The sequence below is a fragment of the Erythrobacter sp. EC-HK427 genome (assembly GCF_902498745.1).
In the GTDB taxonomy this organism is placed as follows: domain Bacteria; phylum Pseudomonadota; class Alphaproteobacteria; order Sphingomonadales; family Sphingomonadaceae; genus Alteraurantiacibacter.
Map to the genome: position 1 here is coordinate 922,812 of NZ_LR701479.1, position 19,760 is coordinate 942,571.

Annotated in this window: 20 protein-coding genes; 8 read left to right on the forward strand and 12 right to left on the reverse strand. The window is 64.4% G+C overall.

All coding sequences use genetic code 11. The features are described from left to right. Positions 1–8 precede the first annotated feature (8 nt). Positions 9–767: a polysaccharide biosynthesis/export family protein gene (locus tag GC121_RS04380; protein WP_199857750.1), complete on the reverse strand. Its 759-nt coding sequence runs from the start codon at positions 765–767 to the stop codon at positions 9–11. 115 nt (positions 768–882) lie between these two features. On the opposite strand from GC121_RS04380, the gene GC121_RS04385 reads away from it, so the two are divergent. The 4 genes from GC121_RS04385 (at position 883) to GC121_RS04400 (ending at position 4,477) form a co-directional block, all read left to right on the forward strand. Beyond that, on the forward strand, positions 883–1,380 hold the full coding sequence (locus GC121_RS04385) for a hypothetical protein (protein ID WP_151972941.1): 498 nt from the start codon (positions 883–885) through the stop codon (positions 1,378–1,380). After that, entirely contained in the window at positions 1,373–2,398 is a 1,026-nt protein-coding gene (gene welK, locus GC121_RS04390; protein ID WP_199857751.1) for a beta-1,4-glucuronosyltransferase WelK, read from the forward strand. Before GC121_RS04385 ends, welK begins: the two co-directional genes overlap by 8 nt. Positions 2,399–2,477: 79 nt before the next feature. Further along, on the forward strand, positions 2,478–3,539 hold the full coding sequence (gene gmd, locus GC121_RS04395; RefSeq protein ID WP_151972943.1) for a GDP-mannose 4,6-dehydratase: 1,062 nt from the start codon (positions 2,478–2,480) through the stop codon (positions 3,537–3,539). Beyond that, on the forward strand, positions 3,539–4,477 hold the full coding sequence (locus GC121_RS04400; RefSeq protein ID WP_151972944.1) for a GDP-L-fucose synthase: 939 nt from the start codon (positions 3,539–3,541) through the stop codon (positions 4,475–4,477). The genes gmd and GC121_RS04400 overlap by 1 nt, the downstream gene beginning before the upstream one ends. Here the strand turns inward: GC121_RS04400 and GC121_RS04405 are convergent. The 5 genes from GC121_RS04405 to GC121_RS04425 all read right to left on the reverse strand — a co-directional run bounded on the left by GC121_RS04405 (position 4,474) and on the right by GC121_RS04425 (position 10,651). Further along, a complete protein-coding gene (locus GC121_RS04405; protein WP_151972945.1) occupies positions 4,474–5,958 on the reverse strand; it encodes an exopolysaccharide biosynthesis polyprenyl glycosylphosphotransferase in 1,485 nt (494 codons plus the stop codon). The genes GC121_RS04400 and GC121_RS04405 overlap by 4 nt on opposite strands. Before the next feature lie 146 nt (positions 5,959–6,104). After that, positions 6,105–7,139 carry a DNA polymerase III subunit delta gene (gene holA / locus GC121_RS04410; protein ID WP_151972946.1) on the reverse strand — a complete coding sequence of 345 codons (1,035 nt, stop codon included), beginning with the start codon at positions 7,137–7,139 and terminating at the stop codon, positions 6,105–6,107. Next, a complete protein-coding gene (gene lptE / locus GC121_RS04415) occupies positions 7,136–7,642 on the reverse strand; it encodes an LPS assembly lipoprotein LptE (RefSeq protein WP_151975584.1) in 507 nt (168 codons plus the stop codon). Before lptE ends, holA begins: the two co-directional genes overlap by 4 nt. Beyond that, positions 7,642–10,182, reverse strand: coding sequence for a leucine--tRNA ligase (leuS, locus tag GC121_RS04420; protein ID WP_151972947.1), 2,541 nt, complete (start codon positions 10,180–10,182; stop codon positions 7,642–7,644). The genes lptE and leuS overlap by 1 nt, the downstream gene beginning before the upstream one ends. 19 nt (positions 10,183–10,201) lie before the next feature. Next, positions 10,202–10,651 (reverse strand): DUF3576 domain-containing protein, encoded by a 450-nt coding sequence (locus GC121_RS04425; protein ID WP_151972948.1) that lies wholly within the window; start codon positions 10,649–10,651, stop codon positions 10,202–10,204. Positions 10,652–10,989: 338 nt separating this feature from the next. Here GC121_RS04425 and GC121_RS04430 point away from each other — a divergent pair, with 338 nt between their 5' ends. Both GC121_RS04430 and phbB read left to right on the forward strand, forming a co-directional pair. Continuing rightward, complete coding sequence (locus tag GC121_RS04430) at positions 10,990–11,763, forward strand: hypothetical protein (RefSeq protein WP_151972949.1); 774 nt, start codon at positions 10,990–10,992, stop codon at positions 11,761–11,763. Between the two features lie 122 nt (positions 11,764–11,885). Further along, a complete protein-coding gene (gene phbB, locus GC121_RS04435; RefSeq protein WP_151972950.1) occupies positions 11,886–12,608 on the forward strand; it encodes an acetoacetyl-CoA reductase in 723 nt (240 codons plus the stop codon). 24 nt (positions 12,609–12,632) lie between these two features. Here phbB and GC121_RS04440 read toward each other — a convergent pair whose 3' ends face one another. Beyond that, on the reverse strand, positions 12,633–13,064 hold the full coding sequence (locus tag GC121_RS04440; protein WP_151972951.1) for a hypothetical protein: 432 nt from the start codon (positions 13,062–13,064) through the stop codon (positions 12,633–12,635). 53 nt (positions 13,065–13,117) lie between these two features. Then, entirely contained in the window at positions 13,118–13,873 is a 756-nt protein-coding gene (locus GC121_RS04445) for a DUF4019 domain-containing protein (RefSeq protein ID WP_151972952.1), read from the reverse strand. Between the two features lie 84 nt (positions 13,874–13,957). Here GC121_RS04445 and GC121_RS04450 point away from each other — a divergent pair, with 84 nt between their 5' ends. Continuing rightward, positions 13,958–14,197 carry a ribbon-helix-helix domain-containing protein gene (locus GC121_RS04450; protein ID WP_151972953.1) on the forward strand — a complete coding sequence of 80 codons (240 nt, stop codon included), beginning with the start codon at positions 13,958–13,960 and terminating at the stop codon, positions 14,195–14,197. Positions 14,198–14,208: 11 nt separating this feature from the next. Here GC121_RS04450 and GC121_RS15230 read toward each other — a convergent pair whose 3' ends face one another. Further along, positions 14,209–14,364 carry a hypothetical protein gene (locus GC121_RS15230; protein ID WP_199857752.1) on the reverse strand — a complete coding sequence of 52 codons (156 nt, stop codon included), beginning with the start codon at positions 14,362–14,364 and terminating at the stop codon, positions 14,209–14,211. A 144-nt stretch (positions 14,365–14,508) separates the two neighbouring features. Here GC121_RS15230 and galU point away from each other — a divergent pair, with 144 nt between their 5' ends. Then, the gene (gene galU, locus GC121_RS04455) at positions 14,509–15,396 is read left to right on the forward strand and encodes a UTP--glucose-1-phosphate uridylyltransferase GalU (protein ID WP_151972954.1); all 888 of its coding nucleotides are present in this window, start codon (positions 14,509–14,511) and stop codon (positions 15,394–15,396) included. Between the two features lie 75 nt (positions 15,397–15,471). Here the strand turns inward: galU and GC121_RS04460 are convergent, their stop codons facing one another. The 3 genes from GC121_RS04460 to GC121_RS04470 form a co-directional block, all read right to left on the reverse strand. Beyond that, entirely contained in the window at positions 15,472–16,170 is a 699-nt protein-coding gene (locus GC121_RS04460; protein ID WP_151972955.1) for a M23 family metallopeptidase, read from the reverse strand. Between the two features lie 383 nt (positions 16,171–16,553). Beyond that, the gene (locus GC121_RS04465) at positions 16,554–17,027 is read right to left on the reverse strand and encodes a peroxiredoxin (RefSeq protein WP_151975585.1); all 474 of its coding nucleotides are present in this window, start codon (positions 17,025–17,027) and stop codon (positions 16,554–16,556) included. Beyond that, positions 17,027–19,684 (reverse strand): glutamine-synthetase adenylyltransferase, encoded by a 2,658-nt coding sequence (locus GC121_RS04470; RefSeq protein WP_151972956.1) that lies wholly within the window; start codon positions 19,682–19,684, stop codon positions 17,027–17,029. Before GC121_RS04470 ends, GC121_RS04465 begins: the two co-directional genes overlap by 1 nt. Positions 19,685–19,760: the final 76 nt, after the last annotated feature.

Here is a 19,760-nt window from a genome sequence, read left to right on the forward strand (position 1 = left end):
CGCGCCGCCTAAAGACTGGTGAACAGGCCGAATGCGGGAAGCGTCCGCAACAGATCCTGCCAGAATTGCGAGAGATTGTCGGTGCCGACGACGATCCGGTCCCCGGGTTGCAGCACCGGATCGACCATTTGCCCGGCGCGCACCGCAACATAATCGAACCGGCCCACTTGCATTCCGGCCGCCGTCTCGCGGAAAATCGCGACATCGCGCAGATCGGACACGCGCGTGGCACCTTCGGCCAGCGCCAGCCCGCCCGATAGCCGCGTGCCCGGCGCAAACTGGTAAACGCCGGGGGTTTCGACCGAGCCTTCGACCGTTATCAGATGCGAGCCATAGGCCAGCACATTCACCGCCACGCGCGGGTCTCGCAAGAAACGCGCCCCCAGTCGCTGCTCGATCTCGCGCCCGACTTCGCTGCTGCTGCGGCCCGCCATCTGCACATCGCCGATCAAGGGCACGGCGACCACGCCGTCCGCCGCAATCAGCACGCTTTCAAGCGAGATATCCTCTTCGCCAAAAACGTTGACCGCCACCGAATCGCCGGGGCGCAGGACATAGGCATCAACCACGGCGGGGGCGAAAACGACTTGCCCCATGGCGGGGCTGACAACCGGATCAATCGCGCCTGCGGGAACCGGCTGCGTTGCGACACAGCCGGACACAGCAGCAGCGATGACGCAAAGCGCCACGCTGTAGACCGGTGTCCGTGTTTGCGTGGCCTTTATCGGCATCGTCGGGTCAGCACTGCCTGTCAGTTTTTCTGACACGTTGCCTAGCGCAATCAAATGCGGCAGTGCAACGCTGCTCGGACGATAAGCGGGGAGTTTGCCGTTTGCAGCCGCTTCCGCCTGCCCCAGTGCGGCCTGCGAGCCGGAGAAAAGCGTGAGTTTTCCTGCCCTTCTCGGCATCCTGTCATATTGTGTAACCGCGCTTGCCTGCGGGTTGGCGTGGCGCGCGAGCCGGCACGGATTCTGGCTTGGGCTGGGCGGCGTGTTTTTGGCGCTGGTGGCGTGGCGATTCGCGGGCGCGGAAGAGCTGCTCCGCGATGGCCTGCGCACCCAATTGGCGAGCCGCGACCTCTATGCAGGACGGCGCGCCATTCAGGGGGTGATCGCGGGGCTCGTGCTGCTGGCGGGGGCCGGTGTGGGCGCATGGCTTTGGCGGCGACGCAGCAGGCCGGGTGCGCGGCAGCGCGCGCAATGGTGGGCCGAACTCGCGCTGGCGGGGCTCGGCGGGCTTATCCTCCTGCGGCTGATCTCCTTCTCGCCGATTGACCGGCTGCTGTATGGCGGCCCGGTGCATCTCAACTGGTTCCTTGAAGGCGGGCTGGTTGCGGTATGCGCGATGGCTGCCATCAGCGTCTGGCGACGAAATGGCTGAGCCTGCGCCCGCTCCGCTGCTATGCCTTGCCGCGTCGGGTGGCGGGCATTTGCGGCAGTTGCTCCAGATGCGCGGCTTCTGGAGCGATTATCCGCATTTCTTCGTGACCGAGGATACCGCGCTCGGGCGCTCGCTGGCGGAGCGGGAAGAGGTGCATTTCGTGCCGCATTTCGCGCTGGGGCAAGCGCGGCTGGGGCGCAAGCGGGCGATGCTGGGAGGCGCATGGCAGAGCCTGTGGCGATCACTCGCCATCATCCGCACAAAGCGCCCGCAATGGGTCATCACAACGGGTGCAGGCTCGCAGACCTTCGTCGTGCTCTGGGCGCGGCTGCTGGGCGCGCGGATCGTGCTGATCGACAGTTTTGCGCGGTTCCATGCGCCCAGCGGTTTTGCGCGCGTCGCCCGCTATCTGGCGCACCATGTGATTGCGCAGGCAGAGCCGGTGGGCGCGGCGCTGCGGGCCGAGGCGGTGTTCGATCCGATCGTGCCAAGCAGCGCCCCGCCCCCGGCCAAGGAGCCGCTGATGCTCGCCACCGTCGGCGCGACGCTGCCTTTCCCGCGCTTGGTTGATCTGGTCTACGAGGCAAAGGCGCGCGGAATGATCGGCGAGCAGGTGCTGGTGCAGTGCGGGGACGCGGAGGCTGCCTCTGCCCCCGATGTCGACACGGTCACAACGCTTTCGCAGGAGGCTATGCAGGATGTCCTGCGCCGCGCCCGCGTGGTCATCTGCCACGGCGGCACCGGCTCGATGCTCGGCGCGCTGGAGCAGCATTGCCATGTGATCGTCATCCCCCGGGAGGCAGGCGCGGGCGAGCATTATGACGACCACCAGCACGAAATCGCCGAGGCTTTCGCAGCGCGCGGTCTGGTGCAGGTGGCGCATGATGCGAAGAGCCTTGGCCAATGTCTCGCCGCCATCGAGACCCGCGCGCCGCTGGCCGTGCACAGCGATTATGGCGCGCTGTGCGACCATTTGCGCCACCTTATCGGCCCTGCGGACACACCCCAGGCGCAATAGGGCGCGCTTTTGCCAAACCCGCGCTTGAAACTCCGCCGCAAATACGCTTTTGCACCTGCGAACACCAAAGGGGTCCCGAATGTCCAAGAAAGCTCTCATCACCGGCGTGACCGGACAGGACGGGGCCTATCTCTCGCATCTGCTGCTGGAAAAGGGGTATGAAGTGCACGGCGTGAAGCGCCGTTCTTCCAGCTTCAATACGGGCCGGATCGAGGATATCTATCAAGACCCGCATGTCGATAACCAGCGGTTCCACCTGCATTATGGCGACCTGACCGACAGCACCAACCTGATCCGCATCATGCAGGAAGTGCAGCCTGACGAGGTGTATAACCTTGCCGCGCAAAGCCATGTCGCGGTTAGCTTCGAAACGCCCGAATACACCGCCAATGCCGATGCCATCGGCACGCTGCGGCTGCTGGAGGCGATTCGCATTCTGAAACTGGAAGAGAAGACCCGCTTCTATCAGGCATCCACCAGCGAACTCTATGGTCTGGTGCAGGAAGTGCCACAGCGCGAGACGACGCCCTTTTATCCGCGGAGCCCCTATGCTGCCGCCAAGCTCTATGCTTACTGGATCACAGTGAATTACCGCGAGGCCTACGGCATCCACGCCAGCAACGGCATTCTGTTCAATCACGAAAGCCCCTTGCGCGGCGAGACTTTCGTCACCCGCAAGATCACCCGCGCGGCGGCGGCGATTGCGCTGGGGCGGCAGGAAAAGCTCTATCTCGGCAATCTCGATGCCAAGCGCGATTGGGGCCATGCACGCGAATATGTGCGCGGAATGTGGCTGATGGTGCAGCAGGACGAGGCGGATGATTACGTGCTCGCCACCGGCATCACCACCGAAGTGCGCGAATTTGTGCGCTGGGCGTTCGAAGATGCGGGCATTCCGGTCGAGTTTCGCGGCGAGGGCGTGAACGAGAAGGGCTATGCACTCAGCGATGGCCGCTGCCTGATCGCAGTCGATCCGCGCTATTTCCGCCCCACCGAAGTCGAATTGCTGCTGGGCGATCCGGCGAAGGCCAAGCAAAAGCTCGGCTGGGAGCATGAAACCTCTCCGCGCGAGCTGGCGCGCGAAATGGTGCTCGCCGATCTCGAAGCGATGAAGGCCGAACCTATCGCGGGTTTCGACTGATGGCCTATGATCTGGCGGGCAAGCGGATCTATGTCGCCGGCCACAAGGGCATGGTCGGCAGCGCGATTGTGCGGCGGCTGGCCAGCGAACAATGCGAGGTTCTGACCAGCGACCGCGCCACCGATCTGCGCGAGCAGGCAGCGGTGCGGGACTGGTTCGCGGCGAACACACCCAATGCGGTGATTGTGGCGGCGGCCAAAGTCGGCGGGATTCTGGCGAATGACAGCTATCCGGCCGAATTTCTCTACGACAATCTGATGATCGAGGCGAATGTGATCGAGGCGGCCCACCGCAACGGCGCGGAAAAGCTGCTCTTTCTCGGCTCCTCCTGCATTTACCCCAAGCTCGCGCCGCAGCCGATCCCCGAGGATGCGCTGCTCACCGGCCCGCTGGAGCCGACCAACGAATGGTACGCCATTGCCAAAATCGCCGGGATCAAGCTGTGCCAGGCGTATCGGCGGCAATATGGCGCGGATTTCATCAGCGCGATGCCGACCAATCTCTACGGCCCCGGCGACAATTTCGATCTCGCCAACAGTCACGTCCTCCCCGCGCTGATCCGCAAGGCGCATGAAGCTAGGCAAGCGGGCGCGGACAGCATCGAGATCTGGGGCACCGGCTCCCCGCGCCGCGAATTTCTCCATGTCGATGATCTCGCCGATGGCTGCGTATTCCTGCTGAAGACCTATTCGGGCGAGGAACACGTAAACCTCGGCTCAGGTGCCGATCTGCCGATTATCGAGCTTGCGCAGATGGTGTGCGAGGTTGTCGGCTTCACCGGCGCTATCACCAAGGATGCCAGCAAGCCCGATGGCACGCCGCGCAAGCTGATGAGCGGGGCCAAAATCGCCGCCATGGGCTGGAAACCGCAGATCGCACTGCGCGACGGGATCGCCGATGCCTACCGCGCCTTTCTGGCGGGCGAACGCAAGAACTAAAACGCCCGTTCGTGCCGCAGCACTTGCAGCGTGCGCGCCAGAATCGCGATATCGCGCCACAGGCTCCAGCCTTGCATATATTCCAGATCAGCGAGCAGGCGGCTGGTCAGATCGGCCTCGCAATCGGTCGCACCGCGCAGGCCGCGCACCTGTGCAAGTCCGGTGAGGCCGGGCCGCAGGCCGTGGCGCTGCCAGTAGGTGTCATCGACTTGCCAGAACAGCTTCTGCCCCGCCTTTGAACCCAGCGCGTGCGGGCGCGGGCCGACCATGCTCATTTCGCCTTTCAGCACGTTGATGAGCTGCGGCAGCTCGTCGATACTGGTGCGGCGAATGAGGCGCCCGACCCGCGTGACCCTCGCATCATCCTTGGCGGCCGATTGGGCGCCTGTGGCGTCACCCTCGCGCATCGAGCGGAATTTGAGGATATCGAACAGCCGGTTGCCGCGGCCCATGCGTTGCTGGACGAACAGCACCGGCCCGCCATCCTCCAGCTTGATGAGCAGAGCCGTGACCAGCAGCAGCGGCGAGAGCAGCACCAAACCCAGACCCGACACCACCAGATCGAACAAGCGCTTCGCCACCCGTGCGCGGATGCCCATCTGCCCGGCGGAAACCTTGAGCGCGGAAATGCCCGCTTCCTCGTGATGCACCACGCCGATGGCCCCGATCTCGCGAACAAGCTGGTGCGTCACTTCGCCATGGATGCTGGTGCCTTTGAGCACCTGCGCCCAGGCGGCGCGGGTTTCGGCGGGGCAGGAGACGATCACCTGATCCATATTGCGCAAATAGCGGCTCAACCGGTCGAGCGCCTGCGGATCGTCCAGATCGGGCACAAGGCCGTGCTCGCCCGCATCGATATGCAGCGCGTGCGCCAGCGTCAGCGGCGGGCCGCCCGCCAGTAGCACCAGCCGGTTCTGCGCCGTGCCACCCCAGCGCCGCCGGACGAAACGCACCATGGCGATCCGCGACAGCAGGATGGGGACAATCGCGCTGGCCAGCCCCACCGCAAAGACCATGCGCGAGAGCTCGGCATTGCTCTTGGCGAAAAAGGCCAGCAGGTTGAGCAGCGCCGCCGACAGCACCAGCGCGACCAGCGCGCGCAAGGATGTCGCCTGCCAGTCGGTCAGCGCGCGGCGCGAATAGGTGCCGTTATACAGCGCAATCGTCAGATAGAGCGGCAGGATGATATAGGCCGAGACCATCCCGCGTTCGAGCAGCGACCAATTGTCGAGCGTGTTGAAATACAGCACCGAGACGGCGAAGAACGTCGCCAGAATGCTAATAACATCGCCCGCCAGCAGCGCCAGATAGGCCTGCAAACGCTTGCGTTCGAGCGAGGGGAGCAGCCCGTGCGTCGGGACAAGCGGGAGGACGCGGCCGGATGAATCATTGGCCGGAACGGGCGGCGCGAGTTCGCCGCCTTCCCCTTCTGGAAAGCTGCTGCCGGCAGTGAAATCGCGGCTATGCGCGGTATCGTCCATCGTCGTTAAAGTCTCTGCCCGGCAGGATGCCGCGCGTCTCGGTAAAACTACCTATAACAGAGATCGGAAATCTTAACCCTCCACAAGCGGCGTTCTGCGCAAGTTTTGCGCCATTTTACGTCTGCTTGGTTCGTTTCGCGCGATAATCAGCGCCGTGCGGCGGCGTAGCGGGCGATTTGGGTCAGTTCGCGAGCCAGCAGCAGCTCCGCCGTCTGGCTGTTCGCCAGCAGCGAACGGTGCAGATCGGCGAGGCGCGGGACGAGCCGTTCCAGCTTGCCCCCGCTCCACCGCATCAGCTGGTCTCCCACTTCGCGGTGTTCCTTGAAGAACACGCCATTGGCGCGAAGGAAGCTCTTCATATCATCCCCGCGCCGCAGCCGGGGCGCGAGCGTGGCGAGTTGCACCGCGCGCCGTTCCAGCGCCAGCACCACCGCGACGGGATTGAGCGACACTTCGCGCATTCGCGCCAGTTCGCCGGGCAGCTTGCCCAGCTCCCCGCCCAGCGCGGCATTGACGATCGGCATAAAGCCGTCCTCCTCGGTGCTCGCACCAATCGCGTCCCACGCCGCCTGGTCGGCGCGCTTGGGCGCTTGCGGCGAGGCATCGAGATACAGCGCGAGCTTCTCGACTTCGGATTGCGCCAGCCGCACATCGAGCCCAGCAGCGCGGGCAATCGTTTCGGCGAGCGCGCCTTCCAGCCGCATTCCGGCCGCATCGGCCATGGCCCGCACATCGCTTGTCACAGAGCCGAGATCAGGCGGATAGAATATCCCCACAAGCGCATCGTCGCGGTTCAGCAGCAATTTGGCGCTGCGCGATTTGTCGGTGGCGGACGTGGCGATGATGAAGATCGGCCAGCCCTCGCTCACTTCGCCCCGGTCCACCAGTTCGCACCAGCTTTCCAGCGCGGCGCAGGCATCCTCGCCCGACACGCGGGCGACGATATGGCGGGTATCGCCAAACAGCGAGGTGGAGCGCGCCTCGTCCACCAGCCGCGCGGGATCGGATTTGAGATCGCCGCCAGAGAGATCAACCCGCTCGCCCGCATCGGGCAGGGCTTCGATGATTTTGGCAGCGGCGGCAGAAGCGCCCGCCTCGTCCTGCCCGCACAGGAAATAGAGGCGGCAACGCGCGCCCGCCCGCTTGGCGGTTTGCAGGAAATCGCGATTGCTGGCCTTCACTGCTCCTGCTCGCGCAGAACGCGCGTCAGGCGGAGCACGATCTGGTCAGCCACATCCTCGGCGAGATTTTCCAGCGCGGTCTGTTCGGCAGCGATGGTCGCATATTCGCTGCCGACCACGTCGATACCGGCATCCGAGCCGGCGGTCGCATCGACCAGAATGGTGTCGGTGGCGATGTCCACCAGCTGATAGCGCGCACGGAGCGTGCGGCGTTCGCGCCCGATGGTGTCGTCGGTGAGCAGGCCGAATCCTTCGAGCGTATCGTCGAGCACTATGTCGAGCCGGTAACGCGCACTGCCGCCATTCGCGCCGCGCCCCAGCCGGTCTTCCAGCGCGTTTTTGACCAGCCAGCCTTCGTCGCCGGGGATCGGCGCGACTTCGACATCGGCGAGCCCGCGCGCGATCACGCCCTGCGAGCCGCCGGCATAGATCGGCTGGAGGCCGCAGGCAGAGAGCGACAAGGAAAGGCCTGCAAGGGCCAGCAAAGGCGCAGCAAAGCGCATCACGTCACAATATTCACCAGCCTGTCGGGCACCACGATCACCTTGCGAATGGTTGCTCCATCGATCGAACGCTGGACTTTCTCGCTGGCGAGCGCAAGCGCTTCCAAGTCTTCCTTGGGTGCGCCCTTGGGCGCGGTGAGCGTGTCGCGCAGCTTGCCCATGTGCTGCACCGCGATGGTGACTTCGTCGTCCACCAGCAGCGCCGGATCGACTTCGGGCCAGCGGTCTTCGGCGACAAGGCCGATGCCCAGATTGAATTGCGCGCGCGCTTCCTCGGCGAGATGCGGCATCATCGGCGAGACGAGGATCGCCAGCTTGCGGATCGCATCGGAGCGGGTGGACGAAAGCTCGGCCTTCTCCACCGCGCCGACCAGCTCATAAATCCGCGCCACCGCCTTGTTGAAGGACAGCGCTTCGATATCCGCGGCCACCGCCGCCACGGTCTGATTGAGCTTGCGGTCGAGCGCCCTGTCGTGATTGGCATCGGCCCCGGCCCCGCCATTGCCGCATTGCGCGAACAGCCGCCACAGCCGCTGGACGAACCGCCCGCAGCCTTCAATCCCCGCCTCGGACCACGGCAGATCGCGTTCGGGCGGACTGTCGGAGAGCATGAACCAGCGCACCGCATCCGCGCCGTAATCGCGGATGATATCTTCCGGATCGACGACGTTCTTCTTCGACTTGGACATTTTGATGACCTTGCCGATGTCCACCGGCGCACCATCCGCCGTCAGCACCGCGCCGGTGCCCGACCGGTCGACTTCGGCAGGCGTGAAATAGACCTCGCGCCCGTCGATCTTGCGGCTGTAGGTCTCATGCGTCACCATGCCTTGGGTAAACAGGCTGGCGAAGGGCTCGGTCACTTCCAGCTTGCCGATATGCGCCAAGGCGCGCGTCCAGAAGCGGGCGTAGAGCAGATGCAGGATCGCGTGCTCGACCCCGCCGATATACTGGCCCACGGGCAGCCAGGTGGCGATTTCCGCCGGATCGAACGGTGTGTCCGCTGGCTGGCTGGCGAAACGCAGGAAATACCACGAGGAATTGACGAAGGTATCGAGCGTATCGGTCTCGCGCTCCGCCGCGCCGCCGCATTTCGGGCAGGCAACGTGTTTCCATGTCGGGTGGCGCAGCAGCGGATTGCCCGGCTGCTCGAAGGAAACATCCTCGGGCAGTTTGACCGGCAATTGCTCCTTGGGCACCGGCACCACGCCGCAAGTCTCGCAATGGATGAAGGGGATCGGCGTCCCCCAATAGCGTTGCCGCGACACGCCCCAATCGCGCAGCCGCCAGACCGTGGTGCCCTTGCCCCAGCCGCCCGCTTCGGCGCGGGTGATGACCTCGCGCTTCGCTTCTTCCACCGCCATCCCGGAGAGGAAACCGGAATTGACGATCACCCCGTCGCCCGCTTCGGCCTCGCCCGCAAACGGCTTGCCCGCTTCCTCGAGTGAGGAAGCAACCACGCGGGGGATCGGCAGGCTGTACTTGCTGGCAAATTCGAAGTCGCGCTGGTCGTGCCCCGGCACCGCCATGATCGCGCCGGTGCCATAATCCATCAGCACAAAATTGGCGATGTAGACCGGCAGCTCGGCCCCGGTGAAGGGATGCTTCGCGGTGATGCCGGTGTCGAAGCCCAGCTTTTCCGCGGTTTCCAGCTCCGCCGCCGTCGTCCCGCCCTTCTTGCACAGCGCGATGAAGTCGCGCGCCGCGTCGCTGTCGAGCGATTGCGCTACCGGATGATCCGCCGCCACCGCCACAAAACTCGCGCCGAAAATCGTATCGGGCCGCGTCGTGTAAACCGGCAGCTTCTCGCCATTGGAAAGCTCAAACGAAAACTCCAGCCCCTGCGATTTGCCGATCCAGTTTTCCTGCATCAGCCGCACCTTTTGCGGCCAGTCCTCCAGCGTGCCGAGGCCGTCGAGCAAATCCTCGGCAAAATCGGTGATTTTGAGGAACCACTGGTTCAGTTTGCGCTTTTCGATATCCGCGCCCGAACGCCAGCCCTTGCCGTCGATCACCTGCTCGTTCGCAAGCACCGTCATATCGACGGGGTCCCAGTTCACTTCGCTCTCTTTGCGGTACACGAGGCCGGCCTTGAACAGGTCGATAAACAGCGCCTGTTCGTGGCCGTAATAGCTCGCATCGCAAGTGGCGAATTCGCGCGACCAGTCGAGCGCGAAGCCCAATTGTTTGAGCTGGCCCTTCATCGTGGCGATATTGTCGTAGGTCCAACCCGCCGGGTGGACGCCCTTTTCCATCGCCGCGTTCTCGGCAGGCATTCCGAAAGCGTCCCAGCCCATCGGGTGGAGCACTTCAAAGCCTTGCATCTTGCGATAGCGCGCCAGCACGTCGCCCATCGTGTAATTGCGCACATGGCCGATATGGATGCGCCCGCTGGGATAGGGGAACATCTCCAGCACATAGCTTTTGGGCTTGCTGCTGGCGCTGTCCGCTTCGAAACAGCGCGCCTCGTCCCACGCCGCCTGCCAGCGCGCGTCTGCGTTGCCAGGATCGAACCTGGACTGGAAATTCTCGTTGCTCATGCTGGCCCCCTAGCGGAGCTTAGTTGATGGAGGAACGCCGGATATCGCGCGCAGTGGTGAGAATAATGTCCTCCAGCCGCTGCACCGTGGCCGCCGCCACCGGCGCATCGACCCACTGGCCGCCCTGCAGCACCTGCCGCGTCGCATTCACCCGCAGCGCATCGGCGCGCAGCGTCTGGTCGAGGATGGTCACCGAAATGCTAACCCGCTCGTTGGGATTTTCCGGCTGGCTGTACCAGTCGGTAATCAGCACACCGCCCGCGCTGTCTGCCGTGGTCAGCCGCGCGAACGACAGCGTTTCAAGGCTGGCGCGCCAGAGGTAGGAATTGACGCCGATGGTGGTCGTTTGCGCCGCCGCCAGATCGGTGCGCAGCCGCTCGTCATTGCCGCCGCCGCACGCGACAAGGCCGAACGCCGCCGCCGAACAGATCGCGGCATTGGCAAAAGAGCGGAAAGTGAAATGTGCCATCATGAAAACCCGTCAAAACCTTTCGTGCGGGGCGATTATGCCCGCGCTGTGCTGCCTCTATACCCACCGCGCCGCGCGCGGCAAGGCGCAGCAGCATTCGCGGCGGGCAAATGCACCCAAAGGGCGTGAATGCGCGCTTAATGCCGGTGCCGCGCGGCGCTTTGCGACATTAAGATATTGTGGGTGTGGCGCAACACCTGTCAAAAACCGCAAGGAAGCTCTTGCAAACGGTGGCAAAGCCGCGCGCGAGGGTCTAGCGTCAGTTTGAAGAGTTGCATCCCGTGAGTCGTTTATCGCATTCATGGCCGGTGCAGCAGGGGAGAGTTAACGGGTCCGCAATGGCACATCTGGGCAAAAAATCGGCACGAAGGAAGCTGGCGCTCGCTGCGTCGGCTACGCTCGTCGCCGCTGCTCTGCCAAGTTCGGTCTTCGCCGTGGGTGCGCTTTCGGGGGACCGCATGGCGGAAGCCGCGCAGTTCGTCTTCACTCCCGCAGCAGCCGATCCCGAAATTGCCGAGCTGGTGGCGCGCAGCGGCGCTGGTCAGGCACAAATGCTCCGCTTTACCCCCGCCGGGGCTACCGCGCCCGGACCCGAACGCTCGGTGACGGCGGCTGTCCGCGTTGACCAGCAGACCGCGCAGGCGCTCTCGGGTTCCAATGGCGCAGCCAGCAGCAATGCGGCGGCCGGTCTGCGGCTTGCGCCCTTGCGCTACAATCTGGGCATTGCCCGCGGCTACGCCGATTTCGCCCCCACGAGTGCCCGCGCCCCCGCCCGGCTAACAGCCCCCAGCGCGCCGGTGCTCTCGCGCCGGTTGAGCGAGGCCGATCTGCCCGAACTCAGTTCCTACGCGCCGCGCCGCGCGGGTGAGACGGACGAAAGCCGCTTCGCTGCCCGCGTCGCGCTGGAAGAAGGCCGCTCGGCCACCGCGCGCGAGGCGCAGAATTCGGTCAGCGACCAGCTGCTCGATGTTGGCGGCAGCTTCCGCCTGACCAACAATATCGATCTGACCGCCGGTGTGCGGGTGGAGCAGGATCGCGACATCGTGCCGCTGCCCGATGTTGACCAGCAGGACAGCCAGGCCGTCTATATCGGCACGCAATTCCGCTTCTAACGTTTAGGAAATTCGTATGCCAAGCCCCGCTCCGGCGGGGTTTTTCTTTGCGCCCGCGCCAAGCCGTGGCCTAAGACTGCGCAAGAACAGAGCATCGACTCGACTTCATGGGAGAAGACAATATGGCACGTGTTGCAGTGGTCACCGGCGGAACGCGCGGTATCGGCAAGGCGATTTGCGAATCACTCAAGGCGGACGGCTTCACCGTTGTCGCCAGCTATGCCGGGAATGACGACGCGGCCAAGCGCTTCACCGAGGAAACCGGCATCGCCACCTACAAATTCGACGTGGGCGATCACGAAGCCACATTGGCCGCCTGCGCCAGAATCACCGATGACATCGGCCCGATTGATGTCGTGGTCAACAATGCCGGGATCACCCGCGACGGGACGCTGATGCGCATGAGCCTGCAGGATTGGGAAGACGTGATGCGCACCAATCTGGGCGGCTGCTTCAACATGGCCAAGGCCACGTTCGAAGGCATGAAAGACCGCAAATGGGGCCGCATCATCAATATCGGCTCGATCAACGGGCAGGCGGGTCAATATGGCCAGGTAAACTATGCCGCCGCGAAATCGGGCATTCACGGCTTCACCAAGGCGCTGGCGCAGGAAGGCGCGCGCTACGGCATCACCGTCAACGCAATCGCGCCGGGTTATATCGACACCGACATGGTCGCCGCCGTGCCGGAGAATGTGCTGGAGAAAATCGTCGCCAAGATCCCCGTCGGTCGCCTCGGCCAGGCGAGCGAAATCGCCCGCGGCGTGAGCTTCCTCGCATCCGAAGAAGGCGCGTTCATTACCGGATCGACGCTGTCGATCAATGGCGGGCAGCATATGTATTGATGGCGGTAGCGCGCGGGCGGTAGCTTACAGATCGCCGCCCGCGCTCTCGCCTTCGTCGTCGCTGCCGCTGAATTCGTAGATGATGACCAGCAACGCCCACAAGCCAAGGGTGACCAGCAGATAATCGCTCACTCCTGCGATGAGCCCGTCAACACGCACCAAGTAGTAGTATCCGGCAAGGGCAATGAAGAGCTGCACGGCAGACCAGACGCGCCGCGATGTGTTTGCAACGATGAGGATTAGCGCGATCACGGCTGAGGTCAGGACAAGGATCACGGTGTAATCCTTCAACGGCAATTGCTGCAGTGACGAGAAATTGACGCCGATGATCGCGCCAAAGAAGATGTTGAGGGCGTTAATCGACGCCCGGCGCTCATCCGTACGCATTCTTCCAAGGCTGAAAATGGCGCGCAGGAATTTCCTGCCCCGGCTTTGCGACGGCACCGTCTCGGACATAAGCGTCTCCCCTGTCAGGCCAACGCCTATCGCCTTCAACGGTGCTGCTCAAGCTATTCGAGCACGATGCCCACCACCCGCCATTCGCCGTCAACCCGCGCCAATGTCACCGTCTCGCTTGCCACGCCCGTGCGGTTGGCGAAGACGGTTTCGAACACCACGTCGGTATAGCCCTCGGGCCGGTCGGGCGATTGCACCGCGACGAGGCGGCGCGAGACCGTAGCGCCCAGCGGAGCGCGCACGCTCGCCATCACGCGCTGCCAGACTTCCGGGGTGTTGAGCGCACGAAAGGCATGGCCGGTGCGGGCATAGCTTTCTTGCGCATTTCCGGCATCGACCAGTTCGAGCCATTCGCGCGCGGCGGTTTCCGCCTCGGTCGCCTGCACCTGGGATAGCGGGAACGTGTCGCCACCGCCCGCCGGAATGACGCCCAAGGCGAGCACGGCAAAGAATATCGACATAACAAGGCCTCCTGCAAGCAACGCCGCGCGGGGGATCCGCGCTTTCCATCCGTTGCCCGATGGCTCGCCTTGTGCGCCGGTTGTGCCTGCAGCAGCTTCCCCCAATTCGCTGTATACAAGCAATTGGGAGTGCCCGCTTTCCCATTCGCGCAGCACGCGGGCCGCTTCCTTGCTGCTGGTGACACCCAGCTTGCGCCGCGCATGGCGCAGCCGCTCGTTCACCGTATGCACCGAAAGATCGAGCATCTGCGCTGCCGATTTCGCGTCATGGCCGTGCAGCAGCAGGCGAAGCGTTTCCCGCTCCTTTTCGCTCAGCGTGTTTGTGCGTTCGGCAAGATCATCCGCCATCGCTCCGGATTAGGCCGCAGCAGCCGCGTCGCCCACCCCAAAAAATTCGTATGCGGGAGGATGGCGCTCGCCTAGGCTGAAGCCATGCGCGAGATTTACCACCCGCCGGTCAAACGCTCGGTCGAGATCGCCGGGCACAAGACCTCGATCAGCCTCGAACCGCTGTTCTGGGATGTGTTGCGCGCGGCTGCGGAGCGTCAGCAGCTGCCTTTGAACGCCCTGATCGCGCGGATCGATGCCGAACGGCTGGAGGCCGCGCGTCCGCCCGGCCTTGCCACGGCAGTGCGGCTGTGGTGCGCTGCCGCTTTGCAAGACCGGGAATAGACGGACTGGTATCAGGCGGCGGGATGATCTCCGTCGTCGATCATATCCCAGGTGTCGCCAAAGGTGTCGTCCCCGCCCTTATCGAGCAGGCCTTCATCGCGCGCCTTTTCGAACATTTTGAAACCGGCAAAGGCAAGGCCCGCCAGCGCGGCAATTCGTATCCACATTTCAATATCCTCCTGTCACACACTAACACACGAAAGTGCATCTGGTTCTGCCAAAAGCCCAACACAGATGAAGTTGCGCTGACTGTTGCATTGGCGTGACAAGTGGCATTGACCGTTCCGGCTGCGGCGCGCAGTAAAGCGCGCATGAGCAATCGCAAACCGATCCGCAAAGCCGTGTTCCCCGTTGCCGGGCTCGGCACCCGCTTTCTTCCTGCGACCAAGGCGATTCCGAAGGAATTGCTCCCCATCGTCGACAAGCCGCTGATCCAGTATGCGGTGGACGAAGCGCGCGAGGCGGGGATCGAACAGATGATCTTCGTCACCGGGCGCGGCAAAACCGCCATCGTCGAACATTTCGATGTCGCCTACGAGCTGGAAACGACGATGACAGAGCGGGGCAAGGATCTGGCCGTGCTCGATTCCAGCCGCTTTACCCCCGGCGATATCATCACCGTACGCCAGCAAGTGCCGCTGGGCCTGGGCCATGCGATCTGGTGCGCGCGCGCGATTGTGGGGGACGAGCCGTTCGCGATCCTGCTGCCGGACGAAATGATGGTCGCCAACGCCAATGGCGGCAAAGGCTGCATGGCGCAGATGGTGGAAGCCTATGAGGAAGTGGGCGGCAATCTGATCTCGGTGCTCGAAGTGCCGCATGAAGCGGTGAGCAGTTACGGCGTGATTGATCCGGGCGAGGAATCGGGCGCGCTCACGCAAGTCAGGGGTCTGGTGGAAAAGCCGCCGGTTGCCGATGCGCCGTCGAACAAGATCATTTCCGGCCGCTATATTCTCCAGCCCGAAGTGATGCGCACGCTGGAAACGCAGGGCAAAGGCGCGGGCGGGGAAATCCAGCTGACCGATGCGATGGCGCAGATGATCGGCCAGCAGCCGTTCCACGCGGTGACGTTTGATGGTCGCCGCTTCGATTGCGGCAGTAAGACGGGCTATGTCGAGGCGACGCTGGCGCTCGCGCTGGAGCGCGAGGACATGGGCGCCGAAGTGCGGGCGATTGCCGAACGCTTGCTCGCACGGTAGACTTGCTGCGGAATGCTGATACGAAAAAGGCGGGTCGTGTGACCCGCCTTTTTCGTATCCGCCTGTCAGACGGGCTTATTCCTCGGGGCCGCCGCGCGCTGCTGCTGCGCCGTAATCGAATTCGAGATTGGCGGTCATATAAGGGATCGGGTTCACCGGCGTGCCGCTCACGCGGACTTCATAATGCAGGTGCGGGCCGGTCGAACGGCCGGTCGAGCCGACATAGCCGATCAGCTGGCCCATGCGAACGTGCTGCCCGGGAGCCACGGTGTAGCTGGAAAGGTGGGCGTAGCGGGTTTCGATATCGCCGCCATGCTCGATCTGCACATAATTGCCATACGAGCTGTAATATTGCGCCATTTCGACGAGACCGTCCGCCGTGGCGTACACCGGCGTGCCGCGCGGCGCGGCAAGATCGACGCCGTTGTGGCGGGCGCGGCGCTGCAGAATGGGGTGGTCACGCATCCCGTAACCGCTGGTGAGGCGCGCATCGCTCAAAGGCATGATCTGCGGCACGGACACCGCAGCGAACACCGGAGCGGGGGGGATGACATCGCCGGTGGTCGACACCACGCCGCCATCTTCGAGTGCTTCCCAGCTGGCGAAGAGTTCGGAGAATTCCTCGTCCGGGCCGGCTTCGTCAATTGCGGTGAGATCGAGCACGCCATCGGCGAGAACGGTGGGGTCGGCGGAAACAACCGGATCGTTCGCGAGCGCGGGTGACGACAGCATCACGGCGCCGGCTGCGAGAATTCCAGTGATCTTGACGAGCATACGATCCCTTGTCTTCGTTCTCAGGCGCTTTCGCGCCCTCGTCAGATCCGGGTCGAAGAGCCTTGTGGCGCCCCGGCCAAATCATCAATTTTGCGACCCTGCGGACGTTTCCCGCTGCGTTCGATGATGAGGTATGCGGGGAAAACTTAATGAGGCAATAGCCGTGAAGGCATCCCGCGATAGACCGCCTGCAACACGCGGCGAGTCGTTGAACAGTGGATTAACGATGCCCTGAAAGCACCTTTTGACACAATTTTTCGAGTGATTCTGCCGTTCGGCGCGTCCTGCCCGCCCGCCACGGCAAAAAGGGGTTGCCGGGGCGGGCGGACAGGCAAAATGCGCCGTCAAGCATTCTTTCGCGAGTCGCTGGTGCGGAGCCGAACCTACAGCGCCTTTGCCGCCGCCAGCACGTCTTCCGCGTGGCCCTTCACCTTCACCTTGCGCCAGACCTGCGCGATGGTGCCGTCAGGGCCGACGAGAAAGGTGCTGCGTTCCAGCCCCATATAGCTCTTGCCATACATCTGCTTCTCGACCCAAACGCCCAGCGCATCGGCCAGACCATCGGTTTCCGGATCGCTGGCGAGCGGCGCTGTCAGGCCGTGCTTGGCGATGAAATTCTGGTGCTTCTTGGCCGAATCCTTGCTCACCCCCAGCAGCGCGACGCCCGCCGCGTCGAAATCGGCCTTCAGCGCAGAAAAATCCTTGTTCTCGGTGGTGCAGCCGGGCGTGTTGTCCTTCGGGTAGAAGAACACGACCAGCTTTTGCCCCGCAAAATCGCTTGGGCGAACGGTGCCGCCATCGGGCGTTTCCATCGCCACATCGGGCATCGCGTCTCCAATATCGGGGTGTCCTGACATCATACTATCTCCAGTTGCTGGCCGAAATGGCGTTCCCATTGAATGGCGATGCCTTGCCGCGCTTCAAGCAATGCCTGCAACAGGGCCGGATAGCTCTCCTGCCCGCAGGCCTTGGCGAGCGCGGGCTTGGCGGCATCATGCGGCTCGCTCCCATCGGGCGCGAACAGCCGCTGGGCGACCAGAAAGCGGGTGAGCATTAGGTGATTGTCGGCATGGCTCGCGGGGAGCAGCCCTGCACTGGCCAATCCGCCAATCGCGTGCTCCAGCCCCGGATGAAGCGCAATCCCCTCGCGCAATTGCAGATAGTGGACAAGGAATTCGCTATCGACCAGCCCTCCGCGCAGCAGTTTGACATCGAGCGGCCCCGATGGCGGCTTGGCGGCGAGCACATCGGCGCGCATTTTGATCACATCTTCGCGCAAAGTGGCAGGATCGCGCTTCTGGCCGAGAACGTCCGCGATGATGCGTCCCAATTCCTCCTGCGCCTTTGCCGACCCGTAGATAGGGCGCGCGCGGGCGAGCGCCATATGCTCCCACGTCCACGCATCCTCGCGCTGGTATTTCCCGAAGGCGGTGAGGCTGACCGCCAGCGGCCCCTGCTTGCCTTGCGGGCGCAGCCGCGTGTCCACTTCATACAGCGCGCCTTCCGCCGTCGGCACGCTCAGCGCGGCAGTGACGCGAGTGGCGAGGCGGTTGAAATAGAGCGTCGATGACAAGGGCCGCCGCCCGTCCGATTCCGCGCCGAAATCGCCGGTAAACAGGAACACGATGTCGAGATCGGACGCATGGGTCAGCGCCCCGCCGCCCAGCCGTCCGAGGCCGAGAATGACCAGCTCATGCCCGGCAATTTGGCCATGCGTCGCGGCAAATTCCTCCACCGCCGCATCCGCTCCGGTGCGCACAGCGGCTTCGGCCACGCGGCACAGCCCCTCGGCAATGGCGAGCGGATCGTGCACCGCCTCGATCATCTGCACGCCCGCCGCAAAGCGTTCATCGCCGACGACTTGGCGGATGCGGCCCAGCCGCGCTTCGTAATCGCCGCTCTCGCAGCGGGCCATCCGTGCGGCGAGCGTGGCGATGTCTGCTGGCAGATCGAGCGCGGAGGCATCGATCAGCGCGTCGAGCAATTCGGGCCGCCGCGCCAGCGCATCGGCAAGCGGCTGCGACAGGGTGAGCACGCGCAACACCCTTTCGAGCAGGCCGGGCCGTTCCTCGAACAGGCGGAACAGGTTGATCGCGGTCGGCAGGCGCGACAGGAAGGTTTCCCAGCGCGCCAGCGACCGGTCAGGATCGGGCGCAGCGACCAGCGCGGCAAGCAGATCACCCTGCATCGCATCGAAGGCCTTGCGCGCTTCACTGGTGCGCAGCGCCCGCGTCGCCTGCTTCCAATGCGCAACGCGCGCGTCAAAATGGTCGCGGAAGGCATCGGGCACGCGAACCGCCACGGGGCGCGCATCCTCTTCGCCGAGCAGATCATCATAGCGCGCGCCCACCGCCTCGGTAATGTCGCGCAATTCGGCGAGCAGCGCCGCGCCATCGGCCAGCCCGTCCAGCCGCGCCACCGCGTCTATCGCATCGGCATTCACCGGCACCGCATGGGTCTGCCGGTCTTCGACCATTTGCAGCCGGTGCTCGATCATCCGCAGCCGGTCATAGCTTTCGCCCAACACGCGCGCATCCTCCGCGCCGATGATCTCCGCCGCTGCCAACGCATCGAGGGCCGCGCGCGTGCCGCGACAGCGCAAGGCGGGATTGCGCCCGCCATAGATCAGCTGGTGCGTCTGCGCGTAGAATTCGATCTCGCGGATGCCGCCGCGGCCCTTCTTCACATCGAACCCCGGCCCCGGCTCGCGCGGGCCCTTGTATGAACTGCGGATGCGCGCCGTGAGGCGGCGGATTTCCTCGATCGCGGTGAAATCGAGGCTTCGCCGCCAGACGAAGGGGCGGATATCGTCAAGAAACGCCTCGCCAGCCGCGATATCGCCCGAGCAGGCGCGGGCGCGGATAAAGGCGGCGCGCTCCCACGCCAGCGCGCTGCTCTCATAATGCGAGATCGCGCCGTTCACTGGAATGGCCAGCGGGCTGACTTCGCTCGCCGGGCGCAGCCGCAGATCGACGCGCAGGACATAGCCCTCGGGCGTGGGCTTGGAGAGGAGCTCGACCACCTGCCGGGCATAACGTTGCGCCGCCTCGCCCGGCTCGTCGCGCTCGCGCCGCGCCAGCCTTGCGGGATCGAACAGCAGGATGGGATCGATATCCGAAGAATAATTGAGTTCCCCCGCGCCCTGCTTGCCCAAAGCCAATGCGATAAAGCCGGTGGTGTTCGCTCCCGGCACGCGCTGCGCCACCGCCGCCGCCATCGCGCTGTCGAGCGCGCGGTCGGCAAACCCGCTGAGTTCGCGCAGCACTTGCGAAAGCGGGAAGGCTCCTGCCAGATCGCCCACCGCCAGCACCACAGCGAGCGCAAGCCGCTCGCGCCGCAAGGCGATGCCAACATCACCAGCCCCTTCGCCGCTCGCCTTGGCGGCTGCCAGCGCCGCATCGGCATCGCCCGCAGCCAGCAGCGCGGCAATGTCTGGCCGCCGCTCCAGCGCGCGGCGAAGGAACGGCGCATGCTGCCGCGCGCGGTCGAGTGCGGATTGCCAATCGGGAGCCATCGCTGGCGTCTTTGCCCCCAAGCCGCATGGCCCGCAAGCCTGCCCATGCCCGCCCGTGCCCGGCCGTGCCCGCTTG